Below are 21,654 nucleotides of genomic sequence, written 5' to 3' on the forward strand. Positions count from 1 at the left end.
ATGAAAAGCTTTATTTGTCGTGTACGCTTGCTTGCTCCATATGTCGGAATGATGATAAGATGAACGCAAAGTTCGATCACCGTTAGTACATATGAATCTGCACACCAGTTAATAAAATAATGATTTTCACCTATCAACAAGTAACGATGTACCATAGCGAATATTTTAATCATCTGAATCGTTCAAATTCAAACAGGGAGAAGCCTATGGAATTGATCTTTGTTCGTCACGGGCAATCGGAGCACAACCTGAATACTCCTGACCGCTTGCAAAAAGTGCATCCGCATTTGACTGCACTTGGTGTACAGCAAATGCAAGCATTACGAACCAAAATTACGATTACTGCCCATGATCTATTTGTAATCAGTCCAACGATACGTACAATAGAGTCTCTTCGTCAGCTTGCAGGTGATCATGATCCTGATCTGGTATGGATTCATCCATTGTGCGGTCCGCGTATGTATCCGCAAAATCCTGATTGGTCTACATTACCTTGTGATCTCATTTTGACGATAGAAGCGGTATCTACTCATTGTCCCGATTGGCAGGTAATGAATGAGCAAGCGTTGGAGTTATGGAACGATGCAGTGAATACGATGCCACAATCACAATTTGAATATTATGCCCATCAATTGTTATCGCAAGTAAAACAAAGTGCTAACGCGAGAGCAATCACCATTTCGCATGACGGAACAATCAACAGCTATCGCGAATTACTTGGAGAGCAAGGATTGAGTCGAAATGATTTTCTTGGTGAAGCGGGACATTATTATACGACTCTTCACGAAACGAATAATTAATAAAAATCAATATCGACAACACCCATACACAATTCACAGCAAAGGAGCAGCACAATGTCACAACTACAATTAAAAAGTGGCGATATCGTCGCCTTGATCTCGTGTTCGGATGGAGTTGCTTGGGGGAATCGAAGCAGTGTAGATGAGCTGATTCATCGGCTGAGTGAGTGGGGCTTGCAGGTGCAGGAAGCAAAGACGTTAATGCAGGCGGAATATGGGTGGAGCGGCAGTCCGCAGGATCGGGCAGCGGAGTTGAATCGTTTGTTTGCTGACGATCAGGTCACAGCGATCTTTGATATTTCTGGTGGCGATTCGGCGAATGGGGTGTTGCCGTATCTGGATTATGATGCTATCACTCGTTCCAGCAAGCCGCTGTTTGGTATGAGTGATCTGTCGGTCATCCTGAATGCTATTTATGCGCGGACGAATGTATCGGGATATCATTATCAGGTGATGAATCTGGTGCGTCAGCACGGGGAAGTGCAGCGACAGAAGTTTTATCGTACCTTTTTTGAAGGTGGCAGCGATCTGTATGATCTGGAGTTTGAATTTTTGCGCGGTGAGGATTTGAATGGAGAGTTGATCGGTGGCAATTTGCGTTGTTTGCTGAAGCTCGCTGGGACGCAGTATTTCCCTCATGCTCGCGGACGAGTCATTATGCTGGAAGGGTTGAGTGGACGATTGAAACGCGTGATGTCCATGCTGGATCAACTGAATCAGACGGGACTATTAAATGAATGCTCCGGGCTGTTGATCGGTACATTTACTGAGCTAGAACAGTATGGGGAACAAAGCGCACTGCTAGAGTATGTGTTGAACATAACCGCTGAGCGCAGCATTCCAGTGGTGCATACAACACAACTGGGGCACGGCAGCGATTCCGGCTGCATGATCATTGGTTGAACGGCAAAACTGATAATCGTTCGATAGATAGCGTTCACTAGGTAATTCTATAAGTCTGGATCAATTGACGATTTCTCGACAGACTCCAACGAGATGCACTACGAGGAATAAAATTCAAAAAGATATAGCAAAAGCGCTCTTATCTGTTGGAGTAGATAAGAGCGCTTTTGCTATATTCTCATATCCATCTATGGTGCATGAAATCATCTATGCAATAGTTGGCAAAAGGGACTGTATCCCTGTTTCCACCAGATCAACTATTGATCGAACTGTGGTGGTCACCGTCTTTTGCCGATTTGAAGTTGCCTTCACCAACGAGGCGACGGATATCGTCCTCTGATAACTTTGGTGCGATAGGCTGCGTTGGAATATCGGTTGCACCGCCGGGAACTTCCTGCTTTTCCACACGGGCAAAGCCTTCATTGATCTGCCGTCCAACCTGCTCACGCTCCTGGCGATCAGGTAATTGCACCTTTTCTGGGAATTCTGCCATTATGAAGCCTCCTTGTGTCAAATGAAATGTAGGATCGTCATTGCGATATGACCTGTAATTGTACATGATTACCCGTTCTGTTCAAACTGCAATCATACTTCTAACAGAATGCGCATATCCTCATCTACCGTAGAGATGCCAGCGATGCCAAAGTTATCCACCAGCACCTGAACTACATTCGGAGATAGGAAGGCAGGCAAGGTTGGGCCGAGATGAATATGTTTGACGCCAAGATGCAGCAGGGAGAGCAGGACGATGACTGCTTTTTGCTCATACCAAGCGATATTGTAGGAGATGGGAAGATCATTAATGTCTTCCAACCCGAACATTTCTTGCAGCTTCATCGCAATCACGACGAGCGAGTAGGAGTCATTACATTGCCCGGCATCCAGTACACGCGGAATCCCGCCAATATCGCCAAGCGGCAGCTTATTGTATTTATACTTGGCACAGCCAGCGGTTAGAATGACGGTATCCTGCGGCAGTTCCTCGGCAAAACGAGTGTAATAGCTACGCGATTTCATTCGACCGTCGCAGCCCGCCATTACGACAAAGCGCTTGATTGCACCACTGTGTATCGCTTCAGCAATCTGGTCTGCCAATCCTAGCACCGTTTGATGGGCGAATCCGCCGATGATCTCGCCCTGTTCCAGCTCCGTCGGCGGCTCGCATTGCAGCGCCTGCTCGATGAGTAGGGAGAAGTCTTTCGGTGCACCGTTCTCACCATTTGGAATATGCTGCACACCTTCATATCCGGTATTACCGGTTGTGTACAGACGATGGATATAGCTGCTTTTTGGTGGCACAATACAGTTGGTCGTCATCAGAATCGGGCCGTTAAAAGATTCAAATTCACTCGTCTGCTTCCACCACGCATTTCCATAGTTACCGACAAAATGATCGTATTTGCTAAATGCAGGATAATAGTGGGCAGGCAGCATTTCGCTGTGGGTATACACATCAACACCTGTACCTTCGGTCTGTTTGAGCAATTGCTCCATGTCGTGGAGATCATGCCCGCTGATCAGAATACCAGGACGCTGACCGACACCGATATTGACTTTGGTTATTTGCGGATGACCATAAGTGCTAGTATTCGCCTGATCCAGCATTGCCATCGCATCGACGCCAACCTTGCCTGTTTCCATCGCCAGAGCGAGTAGTTCTGGTACGCCGAGTGCATTGTCCAGCGTAGCAGCCAGAACATGGCGCATAAAGCGGTCGATTTCGATATTGCTGTAATTCAGATGACCGGCATGATACGTGTAAGCTGCCATGCCTTTTAATCCATACATCAGCAGTTCCCGCAGAGAGCGGATATCTTCATCCACGGTACGTCGCACACCGGCAGTCATTGCCGCATGTTCCAGCTCCTGATCGGTATGCCCACTCCAGGTTGCTGCATCTGGAATAATCGTATTCGTTGTTGCTGCGGTACTATCATACTCGTGTCGTACGCGATCACGTAGTTCCAGAGCGGTGCGAATATGATTTAAGAAGAATCCTTTGTCAAAATTCGCATTGGTAATAGTAGTAAACAACGCATCTGTTATGAATAGAGAAACTTCCTGTTCCAGTACATCGGATAGACGTGCCTGTTCAGCTAACCACGAAATTCCTTTTAACGAATACAACAGCAAATCTTGCAAATTAGCAACATCGTACGTTTTACCGCAAACGCCTTTGATCGTGCAGCCTGTACCTTTGGCGGCTTCTTGACACTGAAAGCAAAACATCGGTGTGGAATATGGTAAAGTATCCTGAGCTTGCATGTTATGACCTCCTGATTGTGAACATATTTGTGTTCAACATGGACTGGTGTTGTACACATCGCAGCGCGTATCGCTGCATCCTGTATTCAGCATATCGTGTCCATAGCAGGTGCCGAGTGATTACAATCACTTTATGCAAAAAAGTAAAAAAGACTACCTTCATGTCATTGCAACATGAGGTAGCCTTTTTATTAATACAAATTAACATACATAATTAATGAAATCACCATGGATAAACTCCGTCTTCATCAAAAAATCCGCCAGTCGGACCGTTATCATCTAATGTAGCAAGCTGAATAATAATTTTAGCTCCATCCTTGCCTGTACGTTCACCCATATTATTACTAAGTGCACTATTTACCAATCCAGGATGAGCAGCATTGATTTTGATTCCTGTGTCACGCAACTCATCTGCAAAAATGATTGTTGCACCATTTAATGCAAGTTTGGATGTACAGTATGCAAAAGGTTTTGGAGAATTTACATCATTTAAATATTGAAAACTGCCAGCAGCACTGGATGTATTAACAACACGTCCAGCTTTAGACTGTCTTAGAAGTGGAATTGATAATTGTGTTAGACGAACAGCTCCAAGGAAATTTGTATCGAAAATTTTTTTTACAGATTCCATAGAAATATTAGATGCTGAAAAATTATGTGCATCACTATCTGAAGAAGCAATTCCAGCATTATTTACTAGTACATCAAGACGTCCATGTTGCTTCTGAATTGTATGGATAGCTGAAGTCATTGAATGTTCATTAGATACATCTAACTGTATAAAACGAACATCACCATCAGAATGTAGATCATTCGCTGCTTGTATGCCCATTTCTTCATTACGACTGCCCAAATATACGATCATACCCATTTGCGCCAGTCCACGTACGACTTCAAAACCAATCGATTTGTTTGCTCCACTGACTAATGCAATCTTTTTATCCATATAAGTATCCCCTTCACATGTATGTTATCCGTCAGGTGTTGTTTTTTGAATATATATGCATCATAATATTTTATGAAATGAGCTTCAACCATCAAATTATTTATAAAATGTTAGGTAAACAACACAAAACTTAATTTTTGTTGCGAAACGGGGAGGAATTATGATTCAAGAGGATCGTAGAATACGCAAGACTAAAAATGCATTGATTAAAAGCCTAATGATACTGTTAAACAATAGAGATATTAAAAACGTTACTGTAACAGATATTTGTGTTAATGCTGATATAAATAGAAGCACATTTTATCAGTATTATAATAATCCTTTTGATATGTTGGAACAGATCGAAGAAACTATATTTAAAGATTTTATCAACAAATGGGAGAAGTCTAAAATCGATAGTGAAATTCCAGACATTTCAGAATGGTTAGAAATTATTTATACTAATCAAAGTTATTGTAAGTTAATTTTTAGGAAGACTTATCATTCGAAAATGCTTATAAAATTACTGAGTATTTCAGACTACGAGTTTCAAAAAAATATAAAAAGTATGTATCCTAACTTAGAAAAAAGAGAAGTCGAGTATATATGTGATTTTTGTTCTTATGGTACAGTAGCGATTATTACAAAATGGATAGATGAGGGATTTATAGAATCTATTGAGCATATTGCAAATATGATTAGCAGGTTAACTAATAATGCACTTAGAATGTCTAAATGACAAAATTTTGTTCTTTATAAAGAAGAAATATTTTCTGATGGAGTATTGATTCTGAAATTATTATTAAAAATAGTAAAGAAACTACTCTCTTTACTATTTTTAATGGATTTATTTTAATGAATATATTACTAAAGCAAGTATGCTCCAATTAGTCTGTCGTCATCTGATTCTGCACTAGCTGGATAAACTGCTTGGCAGCGTAGCCGAGGAACTTGTCATTCCGGTGCATAATCCCAATATGACGGATAGGTGGAAAGTCCTCAATCTTGATCAACCGCAATGTTGGATCGTTAAATGATTTGGACAGCGAATACGGCTGTAGACAAGCGCCTACATTGGAGCGGACAAAGCCGTACAGAGAGGAGGCGGTGGACGTTTCCACAATAATATTCAAGTTCATCCCATGCTCCCGGCAATGCGTTTCGATCAGCTCGCGCGCTTTGAAGCCTTTTGGGTAGGCGATCAGTGGCAGGTTGCCCAGCTGCTCCAATGCTACCGACTTGCGTCCAGCCAGTTCATGTCGCTCTGACACTACAAGTACGAATTCCTCGGTATACAGCGGAATCGTTGTTAGTCTTGGATCGCTGAATTCGATTAGTGTAATGCCAACATCGACCTGATTGCTAATGACCATATCGGCAACCTCAATCGCGGAGAATATTTTCAAATGCACCTTCGGAAATTGATGGTGAAAATCGATCAAGATCGGCGTGACGCGATAATCCAGCTCTGCTGCCATCAGCCCGACCACCAGATTGCCACCATCATATTGGCGCAGTCCATTGATCTCATCATAGGTATCTTGTAGCTTCAATAAAATACTGCGCGCCTGCTTGAGCAGAATATAGCCTGCTTCGGTGGGAGTGATGCGTTTACCAATCCGGTCGAACAGCTGCATCCCCAGTTCTTCTTCTATTGTCCGAATCTGAATGCTTAGTGTGGGCTGGGTAATACCCAGCTTTTCCGCAGCACGGGTAAAATGAAGCTCCTCACAAACCGCTACAAAATACTCCAGTTGTCTTAGTTCCATTGCTCATTTCCCCTTATCATTGCTTTTGTCTATCATTATATTATTTTTGATTTATTTTTCCAATCTATCATATTCCGCGTCCAGTATACGAATTTTCGTTTTTTGGACACATGTAAGCGATATCTTAATTAAGAAAAAGGTTGTAAAAATGAAATAAATATTCTGTATTTTCATATTAATCATAGTTTTTGTCAATGATAAATAAGAAATTGATAGAAAATAAAAATATTCAATTTTAGCCTTTACAATATGTCAAAATGATACTATTATAAATATTGTGATTACTGTTGATTACCAAAAATAACAACTAGTAAAAAAGTAAGAAAGAAGGCTGTTAAAATGAACGCTTTTTATCTTGATCGTGATGGATCTCTACGTACTGTATTAAAAGGTAAAGATGTACTGGCTAACCCAACCTTGAATAAAGGGGTTGCCTTCACAGCGGAGGAACGCAAAGAACTCGACTTGAACGGAATTCTGCCTCCAACGATTTTGACAATTGAAGAACAGGTGAATCGCGTATACGAACAATTGCAAAACGAACCGAACAACCTGCGCAAAAATATTATGCTGAACGACCTGTCCAATCGTAACGTTGTATTGTACTATCGTCTGCTGAGCCAGCACCTGAGCGAAATGCTACCAATCGTATATACACCGACTGTCGGTCAATCGATTCAGGAATATAGCCAGCAATATCATAAACCAGGCGGCGTCTATCTCTCGATTGACAACATGGACGGCATCGAAGAAGCATTCCGTAACTCTGGTATGCAGCCGGGTGATGTGGATCTGATCGTAGCAACTGACTCCGAAAGTATTCTCGGTATCGGTGACTGGGGCGTTGGCGGTATCAACATCGCTATCGGCAAACTTGCTGTATATACCGCTGCTGTTGGTATCAACCCAAGTCGTGTACTGCCTGTCGTACTGGATGCCGGTACGAACAACGACAAATTGCTGAACGATCCGCTGTACATCGGTAATCGTCATGAACGTATCCGTGGTGAGAAATACGACCAATTTATCGACCGTTATGTAGAAACTGCTCGTAAGCTGTTCCCGAACGTACTGCTGCACTGGGAAGATTTCGGTAATGTGAATGCACGGAATATCATTAACAAATACGGTGATAACATCCTGACCTTCAACGATGATATTCAAGGTACAGGTGCAGTAACACTGGCAGCTATTATGTCCGGTGTACAAGTAAGTGGTACGCCGCTGCGCGATCATCGTGTACTCGTATTCGGTCCAGGTGCTGCCGGTATCGGTAACGCTGACCAGATTCGTGATGCAATGATGAAAGAAGGACTGTCTCAACAAGATGCAGAACAACGCTTCTGGGCATATGACTATCGTGGTCTGTTGACTGAACAAACAGAGGGTGTATTGGAATTCCAGAAACCGTATGTTCGTCAGCTATCCGAAGTGAGTGACTGGGCAACCGATGCAGATGGCAAAATCAGCCTGCTAGAAGTTATTCGTCAGGTGAAACCAACGATTATGATCGGTACATCCGGCGTAACCGGCGCATTCAGCGAAGCAATTATCAAAGAAATGGCGAGCCATGTGGAACGTCCCATCATTATGCCAATGTCGAACCCGACTTCGCTGGCAGAAGCTGTTCCTGCTGATCTACTGGCATGGACAGATGGTAAAGCGCTAATCGCCACCGGTAGCCCGTTTGCGCCAGTAGAATACAAAGGCGTTACGTACGAGATCGGTCAATCGAACAATGCGTTTGTTTTCCCAGGACTTGGTCTTGGTGCGATTGTTGCCAAAGCAAGCGTATTTACAAAAGGTATGTTTACCGCTGCCGCTGATGCGGTTGCTCATGCAGTCGATTCTTCTGCACCGGGCGCATCCTTGTTGCCACACGTCAAAGATTTGCATACGGTATCGTTTGCCGTGGCTGTTGCCGTCGCGAAAGCAGCGATTCAAGATGGTGTTGCGAATCATACTCCAGATGATGTGGAGCAAGCGATCAAAGACGCCATGTGGCATCCGGTATATCGTGATGTAAAAGTTGCCGAAATGTCTCAGGTCGGCTAATTCAGAGACAGGCATTGCTATAGAAAAGGTATTCAAAACGCGTCAAAGAGTGGAAGAGAAACGCTACAAAAAGAGAGAAACATGGAGTCAACGGAGAGAAACTGTAGAAGCATCGGAATACCGGGTATGGATGATGCCCGGAATCATTCCCTTACCGTATTGCCGCGGTTTGTAGATATGTAAGATGCAAACATGCTGTCAGCTGCCACATACACACAATTATGCGACTGACTTCCGTTTGCATCGCCCGGCTGCCTGTCCTTATGGATGGGCAGCCGCCCTTTTGGGCATTACACAACATAGCGCAACCATAAGATGGAGGTCCTGTAATCATGTCAGTCGGTCATATCTTTGTGATCTTAATTCCGATTTTCTTTGTTATTATTCTTGGGTTTCTGGGCGGACATTTTAAAATATTCAATTCCGCCTCGTCCAAAGGTTTAAATACACTTGTTACCAAATTTGCATTGCCTGCGCATCTGTTTATCGGTATTACAACAACGAGCAAACAGACGCTGATCGAGAAATGGCCATTTTTCATGACTATGTTTCTCGGTATTATCGGCTTCTATGTTGTGATGCTGCTAGTGATGCGTCTCGTATTCAAAATGGATCTGAACAAAGCATCCATTTTCTCACTCAACTCGACACAACCGTCGTTTGCTTTTATGGGGATTCCCGTTCTGGGCAGTCTGTTCGGAGCCGCGGAAGTTGCCATTCCCATCGCGATTACAGGGGTTGTTGTCAACGCACTACTTGATCCTATTGCCACCATCGTTAGCTCGGTCGGCAAGAAAACACAAGCAAATAGCGAAAAAGAAGGGCACAAAGAAGGTCTGCTGAAGCTGACTGTGCATTCGATTTTGCATGGTTTGCGGGAGCCGCTCGCTTGTGTACCGTTGCTTGGGGTAGTCCTGACGCTGCTTGGTTTCCAGGCACCACAATTACTGCAAGATTCCCTTGATCAGATCGGTGATATTACTTCCGGTGCTGCCCTGTTTGCTATCGGTGTAACTATCGGCTTGAACCGTATCAAATTTAGCGGTAGCGCTATTGGCATCTCGCTGTTAAAAGTGATTGCACTGCCAATTCTCACCTTTGCACTGGCGCTGGCGTTCGGTCTGTCGTCAAATGATGTAACGATGGCAGTTCTGCTCGTATCCTTCCCGGGTTCAGCTGTTGCTGCGATGATCGCAACTCGCTTTGAGACACTGGAAGTCGAGACAGCTTCATCCTTTGTCCTTAGCGCTGTCCTGTCACTGATCTCACTACCGATTTTGATCTCCATTTTGCTTTGACAGATGAGGTAGTTGCAATTTTAGATGATTTTTGGATAAACGAGATTTGAATGATTGTGCTACACTACTGAATATCGTTCTGGTAACTGTAAAGATTGTTTTATAGAGCTGGGAGATAAGCATCTTAGTGTGATATAGATAAACAAGCTGTCGTTGTTACGATATAGATGAAAAGCTGCTGTTGTATTGAAGGGATATACTTCGATACGATGGCAGCTTTTTATATTGCAGTATGGCTTTTGCATCGTAGACATGATGTTTATCTCGTTTTTATCTGATATCGATACATCACATGGTATACGTCTACGTATGCTTGTACAGATTCAGATGACGCATTATGATAGACATACTAACTTTTTACATACACAGACTACATGCACAGAGCCGGATACAACCGGTCATAGCGAAAAGGAGTGGTACGATGTCCAATCTATTGCGTATTCGTCCCTATGAACAGGATGATCTCGAACCTATTGCGGAGCTGATTGTGCATATTCAGCAGCAGGAGTATGGCATTGAGATTACGCGCGAGGATCAGCCTGATTTGGCGAACATACCGCAATTTTATCAGCAGCAGAACGGCAATTTCTGGGTCGCACTAGATGGTGAGCGTGTCGTCGGAACGATTGCACTGGTCGATATCGGTGGGCAGCAAGTTGCCCTGCGCAAAATGTTCGTGCATACCGATTATCGGGGCAAAGCTTGGAAAACTGCACAACTATTGCTGCAACAGGCAATCCAATGGGCGCAGCACAAGCAAGTGACCGATATCTATCTCGGCACCACTCCGCAATTCAAGGCAGCGCATCGCTTTTATGAAAAGAATGGATTTATAGAAGTGACAGAGCCGCAATTGCCGGAAGCTTTTCCAGTGATGAAGGTTGACAAGAAGTTCTATTGCTTGTCAATTTAAGATGCGAAGGAAGAAGCTTCAGAACGTGAACCAGGACGTGGATACAGTTGAAGTAGAGCTGTATTACCTACCTTGTCTGACAGTGACAGTACAGAGCAGACTCATCATGCTAGAAGTAAAAACAAACGCAAAGCTAAACAGAAATTTAACAGAAAACCTAAACCAAAGAAACTCACAAGAAAGCTTCACAGTTCACGCTGTGGAGCTTTTTTCTTCTTGTTATTCTGTATTCTTCGGCGTAATCTTCAGCAGTTCCATAGTTGACAAAAAGAACGATGAGGAATATATTGATAATCATTAATCGTAATTATTACGATTTAAAGTAATGGATGTGACCTTATCCATTACGAATACAGGAAGTACAGTCACAGAAGGTGGAGAAATGATATGGCATGGGAACAACGACTGGATTGCATTGTTGTAGGCGCAGGCGCTGCCGGAATCGGTATTGGCGCTGTGCTGAAGGAGATAGGATTAACGCGGTATTGCATTTTGGAAAGGGGAACGATTGGTTCGTCTTTTCGCGCGTGGCCAGAGGAGATGCGGCTGATTACGCCTTCATTTACCGGCAATGCGTACGGGATGCTGGATCTGAACGCGGTAACGCTGCATACGTCGCCTTCGTATACGCTCGGTACGGAGCATCCAACAGGTCGAGAATATGCGGAATATTTGCAGGCAGTTAGCGATTATCATCAACTCTCGGTACGTACTGGTGTTGATGTATTGGATGTACAGCGGCATGAAGATGGATTTCGACTGGATACATCCGAAGGAATGATGTACGCCAGATTCGTGATCTGGGCAGCAGGTGAATACCAATATCCGCGCGTCTTTTCTATACCCGGTAGTGAATATGGTATTCACAATAGTCAGATTGTGAGCTGGCAGCAGTTGGATGGCGATGATTGGGTCATTATTGGCGGGTATGAGAGCGGCGTTGATGCTGCCATTCATCTGAGTCGACTGGGGAAAAAGGTAACTATCCTGGAGCGGCGAAGTCATCTGCTGAACAAAGGCAGCAGTGATCCGAGCGTGAGCTTAAGCCCCTATACAAAAGATCGGCTGCGCGCTGAAATGAAGCATGATCGCATTACCTTTATCGGCAACTGCAATGTGCAGTGGATCGAACCGGCAGACGGTGGCGGTTATGTGATGTATTGCGAGGACGAGCACGGTGGGCGTCATCAGATCAATAGTCCGCAGCCACCGATTCTGGCGACTGGCTTTGATGGCAGCTTGCGGCGAATTGATCATCTGCTGCAACGTGATGAGCGCGGACAGGTGCTGCTTGGACGGGCAGACGAATCGATGGTGACGCCGGGATTGTTCGTTAGTGGACCGAATGTGATGCATGGGCAATTGATGTTTTGCTTTATTTATAAATTTCGCCAGCGCTTCGCCGTTATTGCTCAGCAGATCGGCAATGAATTGGGATTGGATGTCTCGGTACTGGAAACGTATCGGAAGGAGCATATGTTTCTGGATGATCTGTCCTGCTGCGGGGAGAGCTGTACATGCTAAATGAGCAACAACGAGACGCTTTGCACCAGCAGTCACTGCAACAGGCAGTGTTGATCGGATTCGAATCTGCTGGCAAATCGGCACTATTTCGCAGTTTGAGTGGTGAGCATACAGGTACAGAAGCGAATGTGCGCGGCTCCACAGTAGTAACGCGCCAGACGGTATTGCGAGATGAATCATTACGTCTGATCGATACACCGGGCATTCGAATACAGGACGATAGCGAAACGACCAGCTTGGCGCTACATACGCTGGCTACCGGAGATACAGTCGTGCTGGTTGTACGAAGTACACATGCCAACACCGAGCTACCGCTGCTGTTGAATATGTTAGATCTGGATGGCAAACATGTCGTTCTGCTACTTACGTTTGCTGATAAAACAGGGCAAATGGTACAGGAGCATGCAGATCATGTTCGGCGGGTGCTGGGTATCTCGGTATTAACTGCCGATTGCCGTAAGCTGGATTCGGAGCGTAGAGCATTGTTGATTCGAGCAATTCGGCAGGCGCGACCGATGAAGCGCAAACCGATTCTGGCAGATTTGCCATTACCCATCGGACAGCAACCGCAGCATACGTTGCTAGAGCATAGAATCATTGGGAAATGGCTGGCTGCCGCCGCTCTGCTGCTGTTATTTGCTCTACCAGTCTACATTGCTTATGTGCTATCCGGCTGGTTACAACCGCTGGCAGATACATGGGTGCTTGATCCGCTTCGCAGTAGCAGCGTACACTCTCAGGCATGGTTGAACACATTACTACTCGGTGATTACGGACTGCTTAGTCTGGGGTTGTACTCGTTTATTTGGGCGTTTCCAGTAGTGCTATGTATGAGCATCAGTGTAGCGCTAACGGAGGAGAGCGGGCTAAAAGATCGAATAACCGATGCGCTGGATAGCTCGATGCGGCGCATCGGCCTGAACGGTCGTGATCTGATTCCGGTATTGAGCGGATTCGGCTGTAACGTAGTAGCAGTATTTCAAAGTCGCGCATGCAGTCGATGTACACGACGTTCCTGCGTTTCGCTCATTACATTTGGTTCGGCATGTAGCTATCAGATTGGAGCTAGCCTGTCGATCTTCAGTTCAGGTGGCAGACCGTGGTTATTCTTACCTTATTTGATCACGCTTGTGTTCGTTGGTGCGCTGCATACGCGGATTTGGAATCGCAGCAGTGTACAGAATGCAGCACCGGTGTATCAAGGACAGACGTTTTTGCAAATGCCATCGTGGCGCGCAGTTCAGTGGCGGGTACGCGGAGTGATCAAACAGTTTCTCATGCAGGCGATGCCGATCTTTTTGCTAATCTGCGTGATTGCGAGTGGATTGCAGTGGAGTGGATTACTAACATGGTTAACTGCTGTCTGCGCACCGTTATTATCGTGGTTTCATCTGCCGGGTGGAGCGGCGGAGGGGATATTATTTTCCATTCTGCGCAAGGACGGTCTGCTGGTGCTCAATCAGGGCAATGGGCAGTTGATCGCCTCGCTTGGTGCAGCACAACTGTTCCTTCTCGTATATCTTGCGTCGACGTTGACTGCGTGTCTGGTCACGCTGTGGACGGTGGCGCGCGAATTGGGAGTGGCTTTTGCGATGCAGCTGGCTAGTAAGCAGATGTTAACTTCGGTAATAAGCGCGCTGCTGTTAGGTTGGTTGATGATCGGCTTGTAATACGACAATGGCAAATATGGAAACGGGAGCGTGAAGCAGATGACGATGGATACGTTCACTATGTGCCGAGTACGGCGGACGATAGACGGTTATATTCATGCCAAAGTACCTGCGCCAATGCGCACATCGGTACAGCTTGTTTACGATCTGGATGATCAGAGTCTGACATTGCATGAACAGTTGCCGGGAGTGGAACGTCAGATATGGGAAAGCACACCAGTTGCGCGCTTTGTACTGGTGGATGGATACTGGCATGTGCATGCATTTCAACCAAACTCGCAGCAATGGCGTCCTGTGGATGAGATTGCGCCGACACCTGATTTTGACCAGCAATTGCAAATGGTGGAGGAAGATGAACATCGGCTGTTCTGGCCGGAATGGACAGAAGAGGAGGAATTAGGATGAGACAAGATCAGTATGGTGATAGCACGTCGGATATAGCTGTAGCTGAATTATTGAATGGAGTACCGAATGAAATGCCGAATGAAGCGACACATACTTCGCTTGATACAGAGCAGCTCGGCGATCCACGGATTCCGGTTACGATTGTGACGGGCTTTCTCGGATCGGGGAAGACGACGCTGCTGAATCATCTGTTAACAGGCGACCATGGGCAGAAGATAGCAGTCATCGTTAATGAATTTGGCGAGGTCGGAATCGACAATGAACTGATCGTTCGTGCGGACGATGAGATCATTGAGATGAACAATGGTTGTATCTGCTGCACTGTGCGCAGCGATCTGGTGGATATTGCAGTTCAATTGCTGCATCGCAAATTTGGTCAATTGGATGAGATATCGAATGAAGAGAAGCAGGAAGCACCAAGCAAAGGAGACTTTGATCGTATTGTGATCGAGACGACGGGACTAGCAGATCCGGGGCCAGTCATTCAAACGTTTCTAGCGGAGGAGCTACTGGCACAATTCTACAAGCTGGATGCGGTATTGACGCTGGTGGATGCCTATCATGCGCATCTTAATCTGGATCAAGGGCCGGAAGCGAAGGCGCAGATTGCCTTTGCCGATGTGCTGCTGTTGAACAAGACCGATCTGGTAGCTGAACAGCAGTTGCAGCAGCTTGAAGCGCGACTGCGCCGCATGAATGCCTATGCACCGATTCATCGCACTCAATATTCAAGTCTGAATATTGAGCAATTGCTCGGCATCTATTCCTTTGATGTGGAGCAGAAGTTGGAAGTCAGTCCCGACTTTCTACATGCGCATCATCACCATCATGAGGACGAGGTACAGAGTATTGTGTTACAGGAAGATCGACCGCTGGATTTGCAATGTATCAACCGTTTTATCGACGAGTGGCTCATGCTGCATGCGGAGGATACGTATCGGTACAAAGGCATTGTGCATGTAGCGAATGTGGAGCAGCGAGTGGTGTTTCAGGGCGTGCATATGATGCTTGGTATCAATACAGATCGTAGCTGGCAACAGGACGAACCGCGCAGCAGTCGCATCGTCATTATCGGCAAGCATCTGGATGAAGCATGGTTTCAGAAGCAATTCGCGGATTGTGTAGCCGAACCAGCAACGTATAGCCCGCCATCCATACCACCACATCCTGTACATCCGTCATCTTTTACCTGATCTGCAAAGGAGTCAACGATGAATACGAAGCAGCAACGTATAACAACCGATCTGAACGATTTCCCTCACAAACGCAAACTACCAACCAAATCCGAGCGCCTGAGGTTGTTCGGTTCGGTAGAGCCTATGCATGGCAATAAGCCTGTTCGCAAGGAACAGATGCATGATCTGCAAAATACACATAACGACTTTCTATTTGCGCTTGAAGGGGTCGGCATCGGCAATTTGCATTATCCGCTCGTTGTTCAGTCTCTACTGGCACCGGAGCAGATGACGGTCAATGCTTGCTTTCAATTGACGACCAGCTTGCCATCGACTGCGCGTGGCATCAATATGAGTAGATTGACAGAGCAACTGGAGCAAGCGAGACGACGCGGATTGAGCGATCGTCTGCAAGAGCTGTGCGCATTGACTGCTGATCTGGCAAACGCCATGAATCAGCAGCATAGTCAATTGCATGTGACGTACGATTGGTTTTACGAGCAGGCTGCACCGATGACAGCATTAACAGGGCTTAACTCAGCAAAAGTCGGCTTGCACATCGCATATCATGATCATGCTGATCGCTCTACGACCATCGATCATCGTGAACAGCGATCATTTGATATACAAGCCAGCTTGCAGGTGCAGGTGACAACGCTCTGTCCGTGCTCCAAGGAGATTAGTGAATATAGTGCACACAATCAGCGTGGATACGTGGAATTTACCATCACGCCGATTCATAACCTTCCATACGATTGGAAGGAGCAGCTGTTGGAAGCGGCAACGAGCAATGCCAGCAGTTTGCCGTATCCGGTGCTCAAGCGTCCCGATGAGAAGCATGTGACCGAGCAGGCGTATGAGAATCCGCGTTTTGTAGAGGATATGCTGCGACTAACTGCCGCCGATCTGTATGAAAAGGACTGGGTGCAGTCCTTTGTCATCCGTTGCCGGAATGAAGAATCCATTCATCAGCATGATGCGGTTGGCACTGTCTCATATCGACGACCGGATGCAATGAACAATAGAAATCAGCAGTAAACAATAGAAACTAGTACAAACGATAACGTCTGACGATAAAGCCCATCATTGGAGTGAAGACAGAATGATTGCAATCAATGATCAGCTTACGCTGCTAGAGCTGGATATGGAATTTATGGGGAAGCAGAGCATCATTTATCCCCTGCTGATCAAGGATCGACAGTATCGTATGCTTGTGGATGCAGGGTTGCCGGGGCAATATGCCGAACTGTCGTATCAGCTTCAGCTGGCAGGTACATCGCCAGAATGGCTCGATAGTGTGCTGTTAACGCATCAGGATCTGGATCATATCGGCTGTCTGCCAGAATTGGATGTCGCCAATCAGTATGCCACCTTCTATGCACACGCACAGGATGCACCGTATATTCGCGGCGACATTCCGCTGCTCAAACATAATGTTGTGCCATGGCAGTCATCGTTGTCTGTCCTGCCGTCTGGACGAGTCGACCGTTATGTGACGGATGGGCAGAAATTCAATATAATGAGCGGAATTGAAGTCATTCATACACCGGGTCATACATCCGGGCATGTCTGCCTGCTGCTAGAGCGTGAGCACGCACTCGTAGCGGGCGATCTGGTCTTTTATATTGATGAGGAGTTAGTATTACCGCCAGTACAATTGACAGAAAACATGCCGCAGTCAATCGCTTCGCTGCACAAGCTGATGCAGTATGATTTTGACACATTGATCTGCTATCATGGCGGCATTTGTCATGATGGTAAGGCACAGCTACAACAATTATTGGATCGTTTGTCGATATATCACATGAACGGCTAGATTCCCTCCGTTTATTACTCGTTATTGTTGAAAAGGAAACAATAACGCCATATAATGGATGTATCAGGAGGGATCGTTTATGGACAAACAGGAACAGGTTATGCAGGAGTTCCGCGATTTATTTAACAAAATGGTGTGGCTCAACAAGAGCAAGATGGAAGTAAGCCTAAGAGGGCATACCTCATCGGAAGTGCACTGCCTTGAATATATCGGCAAATACGAAGACCCTAACGTGACCCGATTGGCAGAAGCTTTTTATATGACGCGCAGTGCAATTAGCAAAATGACCAAAAAGTTGATGGAAAAAGGCTTAATCGAGAGCTACCAGAAATCAGAGAACAAAAAGGAAATCTACTTCCGATTGACACCAAAAGGCAAAGCGGTCGATCAGATTCATGAAGAGCTACACCGGGAATTTCAGGAACGCGATCAACCGGTGTTTGAGCAGATTACAGATGCACAATATGACGGTATGCTTCGTTTTATCGATCATTATAGTCGGCATCTGGATGAACATATTCGCAAAGTGGAACACGACACCAAGCATATTATTTAATCTCTTTGGACACAATCAACAGCCATCCTCATACGAGGGTGGTTTTTTTATTTTGTGTTTTTGTTGACAAGGAAACAAAATAATTCTATGATATTGTCAACTAGGAAACAAAATAACCATTCAAGGAGAGATCAACTTGTCCAACTCAACATCCAATCCATCCAATCCAAACTCTTCCACACCGGAACCCGCTGTTAACAAACAGGCACTCGTATTCGGTCTGATCGCCGTATTTCTATGCGGGATCGGCTTTAGCATTATTATGCCAGTGGTTCCATTTCTCGTTCAGCCTTATGTTAGTTCGCCGGGGCAGCAGGCAACGGTCGTGACGTTACTGCTATCCGTATATGCCTTTTGCGTCTTCATCGCTTCGCCTGGACTCGGCGCACTGAGCGATCGTTTCGGTCGTCGTCCATTGCTGCTTATCTGCCTGTTCGGTTCTGCCATCGGTTATATCGTATTCGGTATCGGTGGCGCGCTATGGGTACTGTTCCTAGGACGCATCATTGAAGGTCTGACGGGCGGCAGTATCGGCACGATCTTCGCTTACTTCGCCGACATCACCCCGCGTGAGCAGCGTACCAAGTACTTCGGCTGGGTTGGCGCAATGACAGGCGTTGGTATCGTTATCGGTCCTACAATTGGTGGTCTGCTTGCTCATTTCGGCTATGCGGTACCGATGTACTTTGGCGCTGCTATCACGCTTGTTACGATGATCTACGGTCTGATCTATATGCCGGAAAGTCTGGACGTGCGCCATCGCTTACCTCGCATGACAGCATCTCGCTTAAACCCGTTTACCCAGCTGTTCACTGTACTGTCTATGCGGAATCTGCAACGTCTGCTGTTGTCAGCATTCTTGCTCTGGATTCCTAACGGATCGCTGCAAGCAATCTTCTCCCAATTCACAATCGATAACTTCCACTGGCAACCGACCGTGATCGGTCTGATCTTCTCCATCATTGGTATTCAGGATATCGTCTCGCAAGGATTAATCATGCCACGCCTGCTCAAAAAGATGAGCGATTCACAGATCGCCACACTAGGCATGGTTGCAGAGATTGTCGGCTATATCTTTATTGCTGCATCAGCGATCTTCAGCTTCTATCCGCTGCTCATTATCGGTATGCTTGCCTTCGGCTTCGGCGATTCGATCTTCGGACCATCCTTTAACGGGATGTTATCCAAATCGGCAGAGGCGAGTGAACAAGGGCGTATTCAGGGCGGTAGTCAATCCATCCAATCGCTAGCACGCATTATCGGTCCCATCGTTGGCGGTCAGATCTATGTATCGCTCGGTCATACCGCACCTGCCTTTATGGGCGTAATATTGATCAGTCTGGCAATTCTCGTCCTGTATCGCGGACGCAAGACATACCAATAATCGTCTCACCAAAAAGGGCATACCCAAAAGTACAATATACAACTGCCCACACCTGATATAATGGAGTAGACAGGTGAAAGGGTGAAACTATGCAGAACAGTCATCATTTTTCGGGAATCGCTCGTGAAGCCAGAAAGATTACGGTACTCTGGATATTCATTATCCAGATCGGAGTCAGCATTATCGTGACCGTTGCCAGACAGAGCGCGGTACATGTAGGCATTTTGATGTTGCTACTGTTTGCGTTTATGGTGATGAACTGGTTTTTTGACCGATTTTCGCAAAAATGGGTATGGCTTTATTTTACCGTTCAGGTATTACTGAGCGTATCCACTATTTATTTTTCCCATTATGGTTATGCGCTTGTACAGCTGGGCTTGTATCCGCTGCTAGCAGGGCAATTTCTATATGCGTATTATGACAAAGTGAAAATGTTCTTCTTCATGGCGCTCGGCTATGCGATCGTATTATGGTATACGTTGACGACGGATGGAGTAGCAGGACTAGCATTATCGCTATCGCTCGTAACCGTTATGAATATTATTGTCATCAGCATCGTGAATCTCATGCTGCGGCAGTATTATGCCCGCGTGCGTACCCAGAATTTCTTAGAAGAATTGGAAAAAGCCCATCGGCAGGTGGAAGAATTGACCGTTGCCAATGAACGTCAGCGGATGGCGCGCGATCTGCATGATACGTTGGCACAAGGATTGGTTGGTATTATCATGCAGTTGGAAGCGGTACATGTGCATCTAGGCAAAGACAATACAAGCCGTGCGCGTGAGATCGTCTCGTCTTCGATGGACAATGCGCGCACCACGCTGGCGGAAGCGCGTGAGGTGATTGATAATTTGCGGCTGCAATCGACGGATGATACCGATTTTGGTCATTTGCTGCAAAATGAAGTCAACCGCTTTCAAGCAGCGACAGGGATTGCGATGCATACTGAATTTACGATTCCGCAGGAGCTGTCTCCACTACAAATGGAGCATAGCTTGCATATTGTACGCGAATGTCTGACTAATATTGCACGTCATGCCGAAGCGCATTATGCCGCGTTATGGCTCGGTTTACAGGATGATCATATGCTAATTCGTGTCGTCGACGATGGACGTGGACTGGACACGTCGCAGATAGGCAAGCAGCCGGGTCATTACGGTTTGCTTGGTATTCGCGAACGGGTACGTATTATGTATGGGAACTTGAATATTATGCCGAATAAGCCGAAGGGCACAATTATTGAGATTGAGATTCCGCTCAGATAGGAGGGTGACATGAAATATAAAGTACTGATCGTTGACGATCACTTTGTCGTTCGTGAAGGGCTAAAGCTCATTTTGGAAACGAGCGACGATTATCAGGTTGTTGGCGAAGCAGAGAACGGGCAGGTTGCGGTACGGCTCGCACAGGAGCTACAACCGGATGTAATTCTGATGGATCTGAATATGCCGATCATGGACGGATTGGAAGCGATGGAGCAGTTGCAACAGCAGCAATGTACCGTTCCGGTTGTTATTTTGACCACATATAACGAAGACGATCTGATGGTCAAGGGGCTGGCGATGGGCGCGCGTGGCTATTTGCTGAAGGATTCTAAGCGTGAGAATCTGTTCCGTACGCTGGATTCAGCGATTCGCGGCGAGACGCTGTTACAGCCGGAGATTATGCAGACTGTCTTTCAGGCGCGCAGCAAAGCGATGACGCCGACACCGCCTGTACGCACTACAGCCAGTTCATCCGGCTATAGTGCTATCCTATTGTCTGATCGGGAAAAGGTTGTATTGCAGGCGATTGCACATGGACATCGGAGCAAGGATATCGCCTTCGATATGGGCATATCTGAACGCACAGTCAAGGCGCATCTGACGAACATTTATAACAAGCTGGGCGTCGATTCCCGGGCACAAGCGGTAGCGATTGCGATTGAAAAGGGCATCGTGCATCTGTAAATATACAATCTGGAGAGCAAGTAACATGCAAGGATCAAATGGACAGCTGAAAATGAATCCTGTCACCAATCATCGCTAACCATAACAGTCATAGCTCCAACCTGCGTTTACACAGCACACTCATCCTCAGGGATGAGTGTTTTTTGCGTACTGCTGCAAAAAGGGCAATCTGCAACTGCCCTTTTGGGCAGAAAAGTAAAAAAGGGCAATTGCACGTATGGACGATTCCGAATTTTGTCGATTTTGG

At 46.0% G+C, this 21,654-nt stretch carries 20 protein-coding genes; 16 read left to right on the top strand and 4 right to left on the bottom strand.

The window, feature by feature from the left end; genetic code table 11:
* Window positions 1-206: 206 nt before the first annotated feature.
* Window positions 207-800: a histidine phosphatase family protein gene (locus ACE3MZ_RS11290; RefSeq protein WP_411346524.1), complete on the top strand. Its 594-nt coding sequence runs from the start codon at window positions 207-209 to the stop codon at window positions 798-800.
* 54 nt (window positions 801-854) lie between these two features.
* Window positions 855-1,703: an LD-carboxypeptidase gene (locus ACE3MZ_RS11295; protein ID WP_411346525.1), complete on the top strand. Its 849-nt coding sequence runs from the start codon at window positions 855-857 to the stop codon at window positions 1,701-1,703.
* Window positions 1,704-1,956: 253 nt separating this feature from the next.
* Here ACE3MZ_RS11295 and ACE3MZ_RS11300 read toward each other — a convergent pair whose 3' ends face one another.
* The 3 genes from ACE3MZ_RS11300 to ACE3MZ_RS11310 form a co-directional block, all read right to left on the bottom strand.
* Complete coding sequence (locus tag ACE3MZ_RS11300; RefSeq protein ID WP_411346526.1) at window positions 1,957-2,196, bottom strand: hypothetical protein; 240 nt, start codon at window positions 2,194-2,196, stop codon at window positions 1,957-1,959.
* Window positions 2,197-2,288: 92 nt separating this feature from the next.
* Window positions 2,289-3,968 carry a hydroxylamine reductase gene (gene hcp, locus ACE3MZ_RS11305; RefSeq protein ID WP_411346527.1) on the bottom strand — a complete coding sequence of 560 codons (1,680 nt, stop codon included), beginning with the start codon at window positions 3,966-3,968 and terminating at the stop codon, window positions 2,289-2,291.
* Window positions 3,969-4,191: 223 nt separating this feature from the next.
* Window positions 4,192-4,914, bottom strand: coding sequence for an SDR family NAD(P)-dependent oxidoreductase (locus ACE3MZ_RS11310; RefSeq protein WP_411346528.1), 723 nt, complete (start codon window positions 4,912-4,914; stop codon window positions 4,192-4,194).
* Window positions 4,915-5,074: 160 nt separating this feature from the next.
* Between ACE3MZ_RS11310 and ACE3MZ_RS11315 the strand changes: the two genes are divergently transcribed.
* Window positions 5,075-5,632 carry a TetR/AcrR family transcriptional regulator gene (locus tag ACE3MZ_RS11315; RefSeq protein WP_411346529.1) on the top strand — a complete coding sequence of 186 codons (558 nt, stop codon included), beginning with the start codon at window positions 5,075-5,077 and terminating at the stop codon, window positions 5,630-5,632.
* 148 nt (window positions 5,633-5,780) lie between these two features.
* On the opposite strand, the gene ACE3MZ_RS11320 is transcribed toward ACE3MZ_RS11315, so the two are convergent.
* Window positions 5,781-6,662 (bottom strand): LysR family transcriptional regulator, encoded by an 882-nt coding sequence (locus tag ACE3MZ_RS11320; RefSeq protein WP_411346530.1) that lies wholly within the window; start codon window positions 6,660-6,662, stop codon window positions 5,781-5,783.
* Between the two features lie 339 nt (window positions 6,663-7,001).
* Here ACE3MZ_RS11320 and ACE3MZ_RS11325 point away from each other — a divergent pair, with 339 nt between their 5' ends.
* From ACE3MZ_RS11325 to ACE3MZ_RS11385, 13 genes are all read left to right on the top strand, one after another.
* Window positions 7,002-8,717 (top strand): NAD-dependent malic enzyme, encoded by a 1,716-nt coding sequence (locus ACE3MZ_RS11325; protein WP_411346531.1) that lies wholly within the window; start codon window positions 7,002-7,004, stop codon window positions 8,715-8,717.
* A gap of 332 nt (window positions 8,718-9,049) precedes the next feature.
* Window positions 9,050-10,015 carry an AEC family transporter gene (locus ACE3MZ_RS11330; protein WP_411346532.1) on the top strand — a complete coding sequence of 322 codons (966 nt, stop codon included), beginning with the start codon at window positions 9,050-9,052 and terminating at the stop codon, window positions 10,013-10,015.
* A gap of 421 nt (window positions 10,016-10,436) precedes the next feature.
* Window positions 10,437-10,928 (top strand): GNAT family N-acetyltransferase, encoded by a 492-nt coding sequence (locus tag ACE3MZ_RS11335; protein ID WP_411346533.1) that lies wholly within the window; start codon window positions 10,437-10,439, stop codon window positions 10,926-10,928.
* Window positions 10,929-11,315: 387 nt separating this feature from the next.
* On the top strand, window positions 11,316-12,452 hold the full coding sequence (locus ACE3MZ_RS11340) for an NAD(P)/FAD-dependent oxidoreductase (protein WP_411346534.1): 1,137 nt from the start codon (window positions 11,316-11,318) through the stop codon (window positions 12,450-12,452).
* Window positions 12,446-14,122, top strand: coding sequence for a nucleoside recognition domain-containing protein (locus ACE3MZ_RS11345; RefSeq protein ID WP_411346535.1), 1,677 nt, complete (start codon window positions 12,446-12,448; stop codon window positions 14,120-14,122). Before ACE3MZ_RS11340 ends, ACE3MZ_RS11345 begins: the two co-directional genes overlap by 7 nt.
* Before the next feature lie 39 nt (window positions 14,123-14,161).
* Window positions 14,162-14,527: a DUF3024 domain-containing protein gene (locus tag ACE3MZ_RS11350; RefSeq protein ID WP_411346536.1), complete on the top strand. Its 366-nt coding sequence runs from the start codon at window positions 14,162-14,164 to the stop codon at window positions 14,525-14,527.
* A complete protein-coding gene (locus ACE3MZ_RS11355) occupies window positions 14,524-15,720 on the top strand; it encodes a CobW family GTP-binding protein (protein WP_411346537.1) in 1,197 nt (398 codons plus the stop codon). Before ACE3MZ_RS11350 ends, ACE3MZ_RS11355 begins: the two co-directional genes overlap by 4 nt.
* Window positions 15,721-15,738: 18 nt before the next feature.
* Complete coding sequence (gene folE2 / locus ACE3MZ_RS11360; protein WP_411346538.1) at window positions 15,739-16,740, top strand: GTP cyclohydrolase FolE2; 1,002 nt, start codon at window positions 15,739-15,741, stop codon at window positions 16,738-16,740.
* 64 nt (window positions 16,741-16,804) lie between these two features.
* The gene (locus ACE3MZ_RS11365; protein WP_411346539.1) at window positions 16,805-17,518 is read left to right on the top strand and encodes an MBL fold metallo-hydrolase; all 714 of its coding nucleotides are present in this window, start codon (window positions 16,805-16,807) and stop codon (window positions 17,516-17,518) included.
* A 79-nt stretch (window positions 17,519-17,597) separates the two neighbouring features.
* Window positions 17,598-18,074 (top strand): MarR family transcriptional regulator, encoded by a 477-nt coding sequence (locus ACE3MZ_RS11370; RefSeq protein ID WP_411346540.1) that lies wholly within the window; start codon window positions 17,598-17,600, stop codon window positions 18,072-18,074.
* A gap of 136 nt (window positions 18,075-18,210) precedes the next feature.
* On the top strand, window positions 18,211-19,458 hold the full coding sequence (locus tag ACE3MZ_RS11375) for an MFS transporter (protein ID WP_411346541.1): 1,248 nt from the start codon (window positions 18,211-18,213) through the stop codon (window positions 19,456-19,458).
* Window positions 19,459-19,547: 89 nt separating this feature from the next.
* Window positions 19,548-20,723, top strand: a complete 1,176-nt coding sequence (locus ACE3MZ_RS11380) for a sensor histidine kinase (protein WP_411346542.1) — start codon at window positions 19,548-19,550, stop codon at window positions 20,721-20,723.
* Between the two features lie 9 nt (window positions 20,724-20,732).
* On the top strand, window positions 20,733-21,407 hold the full coding sequence (locus tag ACE3MZ_RS11385) for a response regulator (RefSeq protein WP_411346543.1): 675 nt from the start codon (window positions 20,733-20,735) through the stop codon (window positions 21,405-21,407).
* Window positions 21,408-21,654: the final 247 nt, after the last annotated feature.

The sequence above is a fragment of the Paenibacillus sp. WLX1005 genome, from assembly GCF_046603685.1.
Classification (GTDB): domain Bacteria; phylum Bacillota; class Bacilli; order Paenibacillales; family Paenibacillaceae; genus Saccharibacillus.

Bases quoted from the DNA above. Each gene is read 5' to 3' on its own strand.
- ACE3MZ_RS11290 (WP_411346524.1), top strand. From the start codon at position 207: ATGGAATTGATCTTTGTTCGTCACGGGCAATCGGAGCACAACCTGAAT.
- ACE3MZ_RS11295 (WP_411346525.1), top strand. From the start codon at position 855: ATGTCACAACTACAATTAAAAAGTGGCGATATCGTCGCCTTGATCTCG.
- ACE3MZ_RS11300 (WP_411346526.1), bottom strand. From the start codon at position 2,196: ATGGCAGAATTCCCAGAAAAGGTGCAATTACCTGATCGCCAGGAGCGT.
- hcp (WP_411346527.1), bottom strand. From the start codon at position 3,968: ATGCAAGCTCAGGATACTTTACCATATTCCACACCGATGTTTTGCTTT.
- ACE3MZ_RS11310 (WP_411346528.1), bottom strand. From the start codon at position 4,914: ATGGATAAAAAGATTGCATTAGTCAGTGGAGCAAACAAATCGATTGGT.
- ACE3MZ_RS11315 (WP_411346529.1), top strand. From the start codon at position 5,075: ATGATTCAAGAGGATCGTAGAATACGCAAGACTAAAAATGCATTGATT.
- ACE3MZ_RS11320 (WP_411346530.1), bottom strand. From the start codon at position 6,662: ATGGAACTAAGACAACTGGAGTATTTTGTAGCGGTTTGTGAGGAGCTT.
- ACE3MZ_RS11325 (WP_411346531.1), top strand. From the start codon at position 7,002: ATGAACGCTTTTTATCTTGATCGTGATGGATCTCTACGTACTGTATTA.
- ACE3MZ_RS11330 (WP_411346532.1), top strand. From the start codon at position 9,050: ATGTCAGTCGGTCATATCTTTGTGATCTTAATTCCGATTTTCTTTGTT.
- ACE3MZ_RS11335 (WP_411346533.1), top strand. From the start codon at position 10,437: ATGTCCAATCTATTGCGTATTCGTCCCTATGAACAGGATGATCTCGAA.
- ACE3MZ_RS11340 (WP_411346534.1), top strand. From the start codon at position 11,316: ATGGCATGGGAACAACGACTGGATTGCATTGTTGTAGGCGCAGGCGCT.
- ACE3MZ_RS11345 (WP_411346535.1), top strand. From the start codon at position 12,446: ATGCTAAATGAGCAACAACGAGACGCTTTGCACCAGCAGTCACTGCAA.
- ACE3MZ_RS11350 (WP_411346536.1), top strand. From the start codon at position 14,162: ATGACGATGGATACGTTCACTATGTGCCGAGTACGGCGGACGATAGAC.
- ACE3MZ_RS11355 (WP_411346537.1), top strand. From the start codon at position 14,524: ATGAGACAAGATCAGTATGGTGATAGCACGTCGGATATAGCTGTAGCT.
- folE2 (WP_411346538.1), top strand. From the start codon at position 15,739: ATGAATACGAAGCAGCAACGTATAACAACCGATCTGAACGATTTCCCT.
- ACE3MZ_RS11365 (WP_411346539.1), top strand. From the start codon at position 16,805: ATGATTGCAATCAATGATCAGCTTACGCTGCTAGAGCTGGATATGGAA.
- ACE3MZ_RS11370 (WP_411346540.1), top strand. From the start codon at position 17,598: ATGGACAAACAGGAACAGGTTATGCAGGAGTTCCGCGATTTATTTAAC.
- ACE3MZ_RS11380 (WP_411346542.1), top strand. From the start codon at position 19,548: ATGCAGAACAGTCATCATTTTTCGGGAATCGCTCGTGAAGCCAGAAAG.
- ACE3MZ_RS11385 (WP_411346543.1), top strand. From the start codon at position 20,733: ATGAAATATAAAGTACTGATCGTTGACGATCACTTTGTCGTTCGTGAA.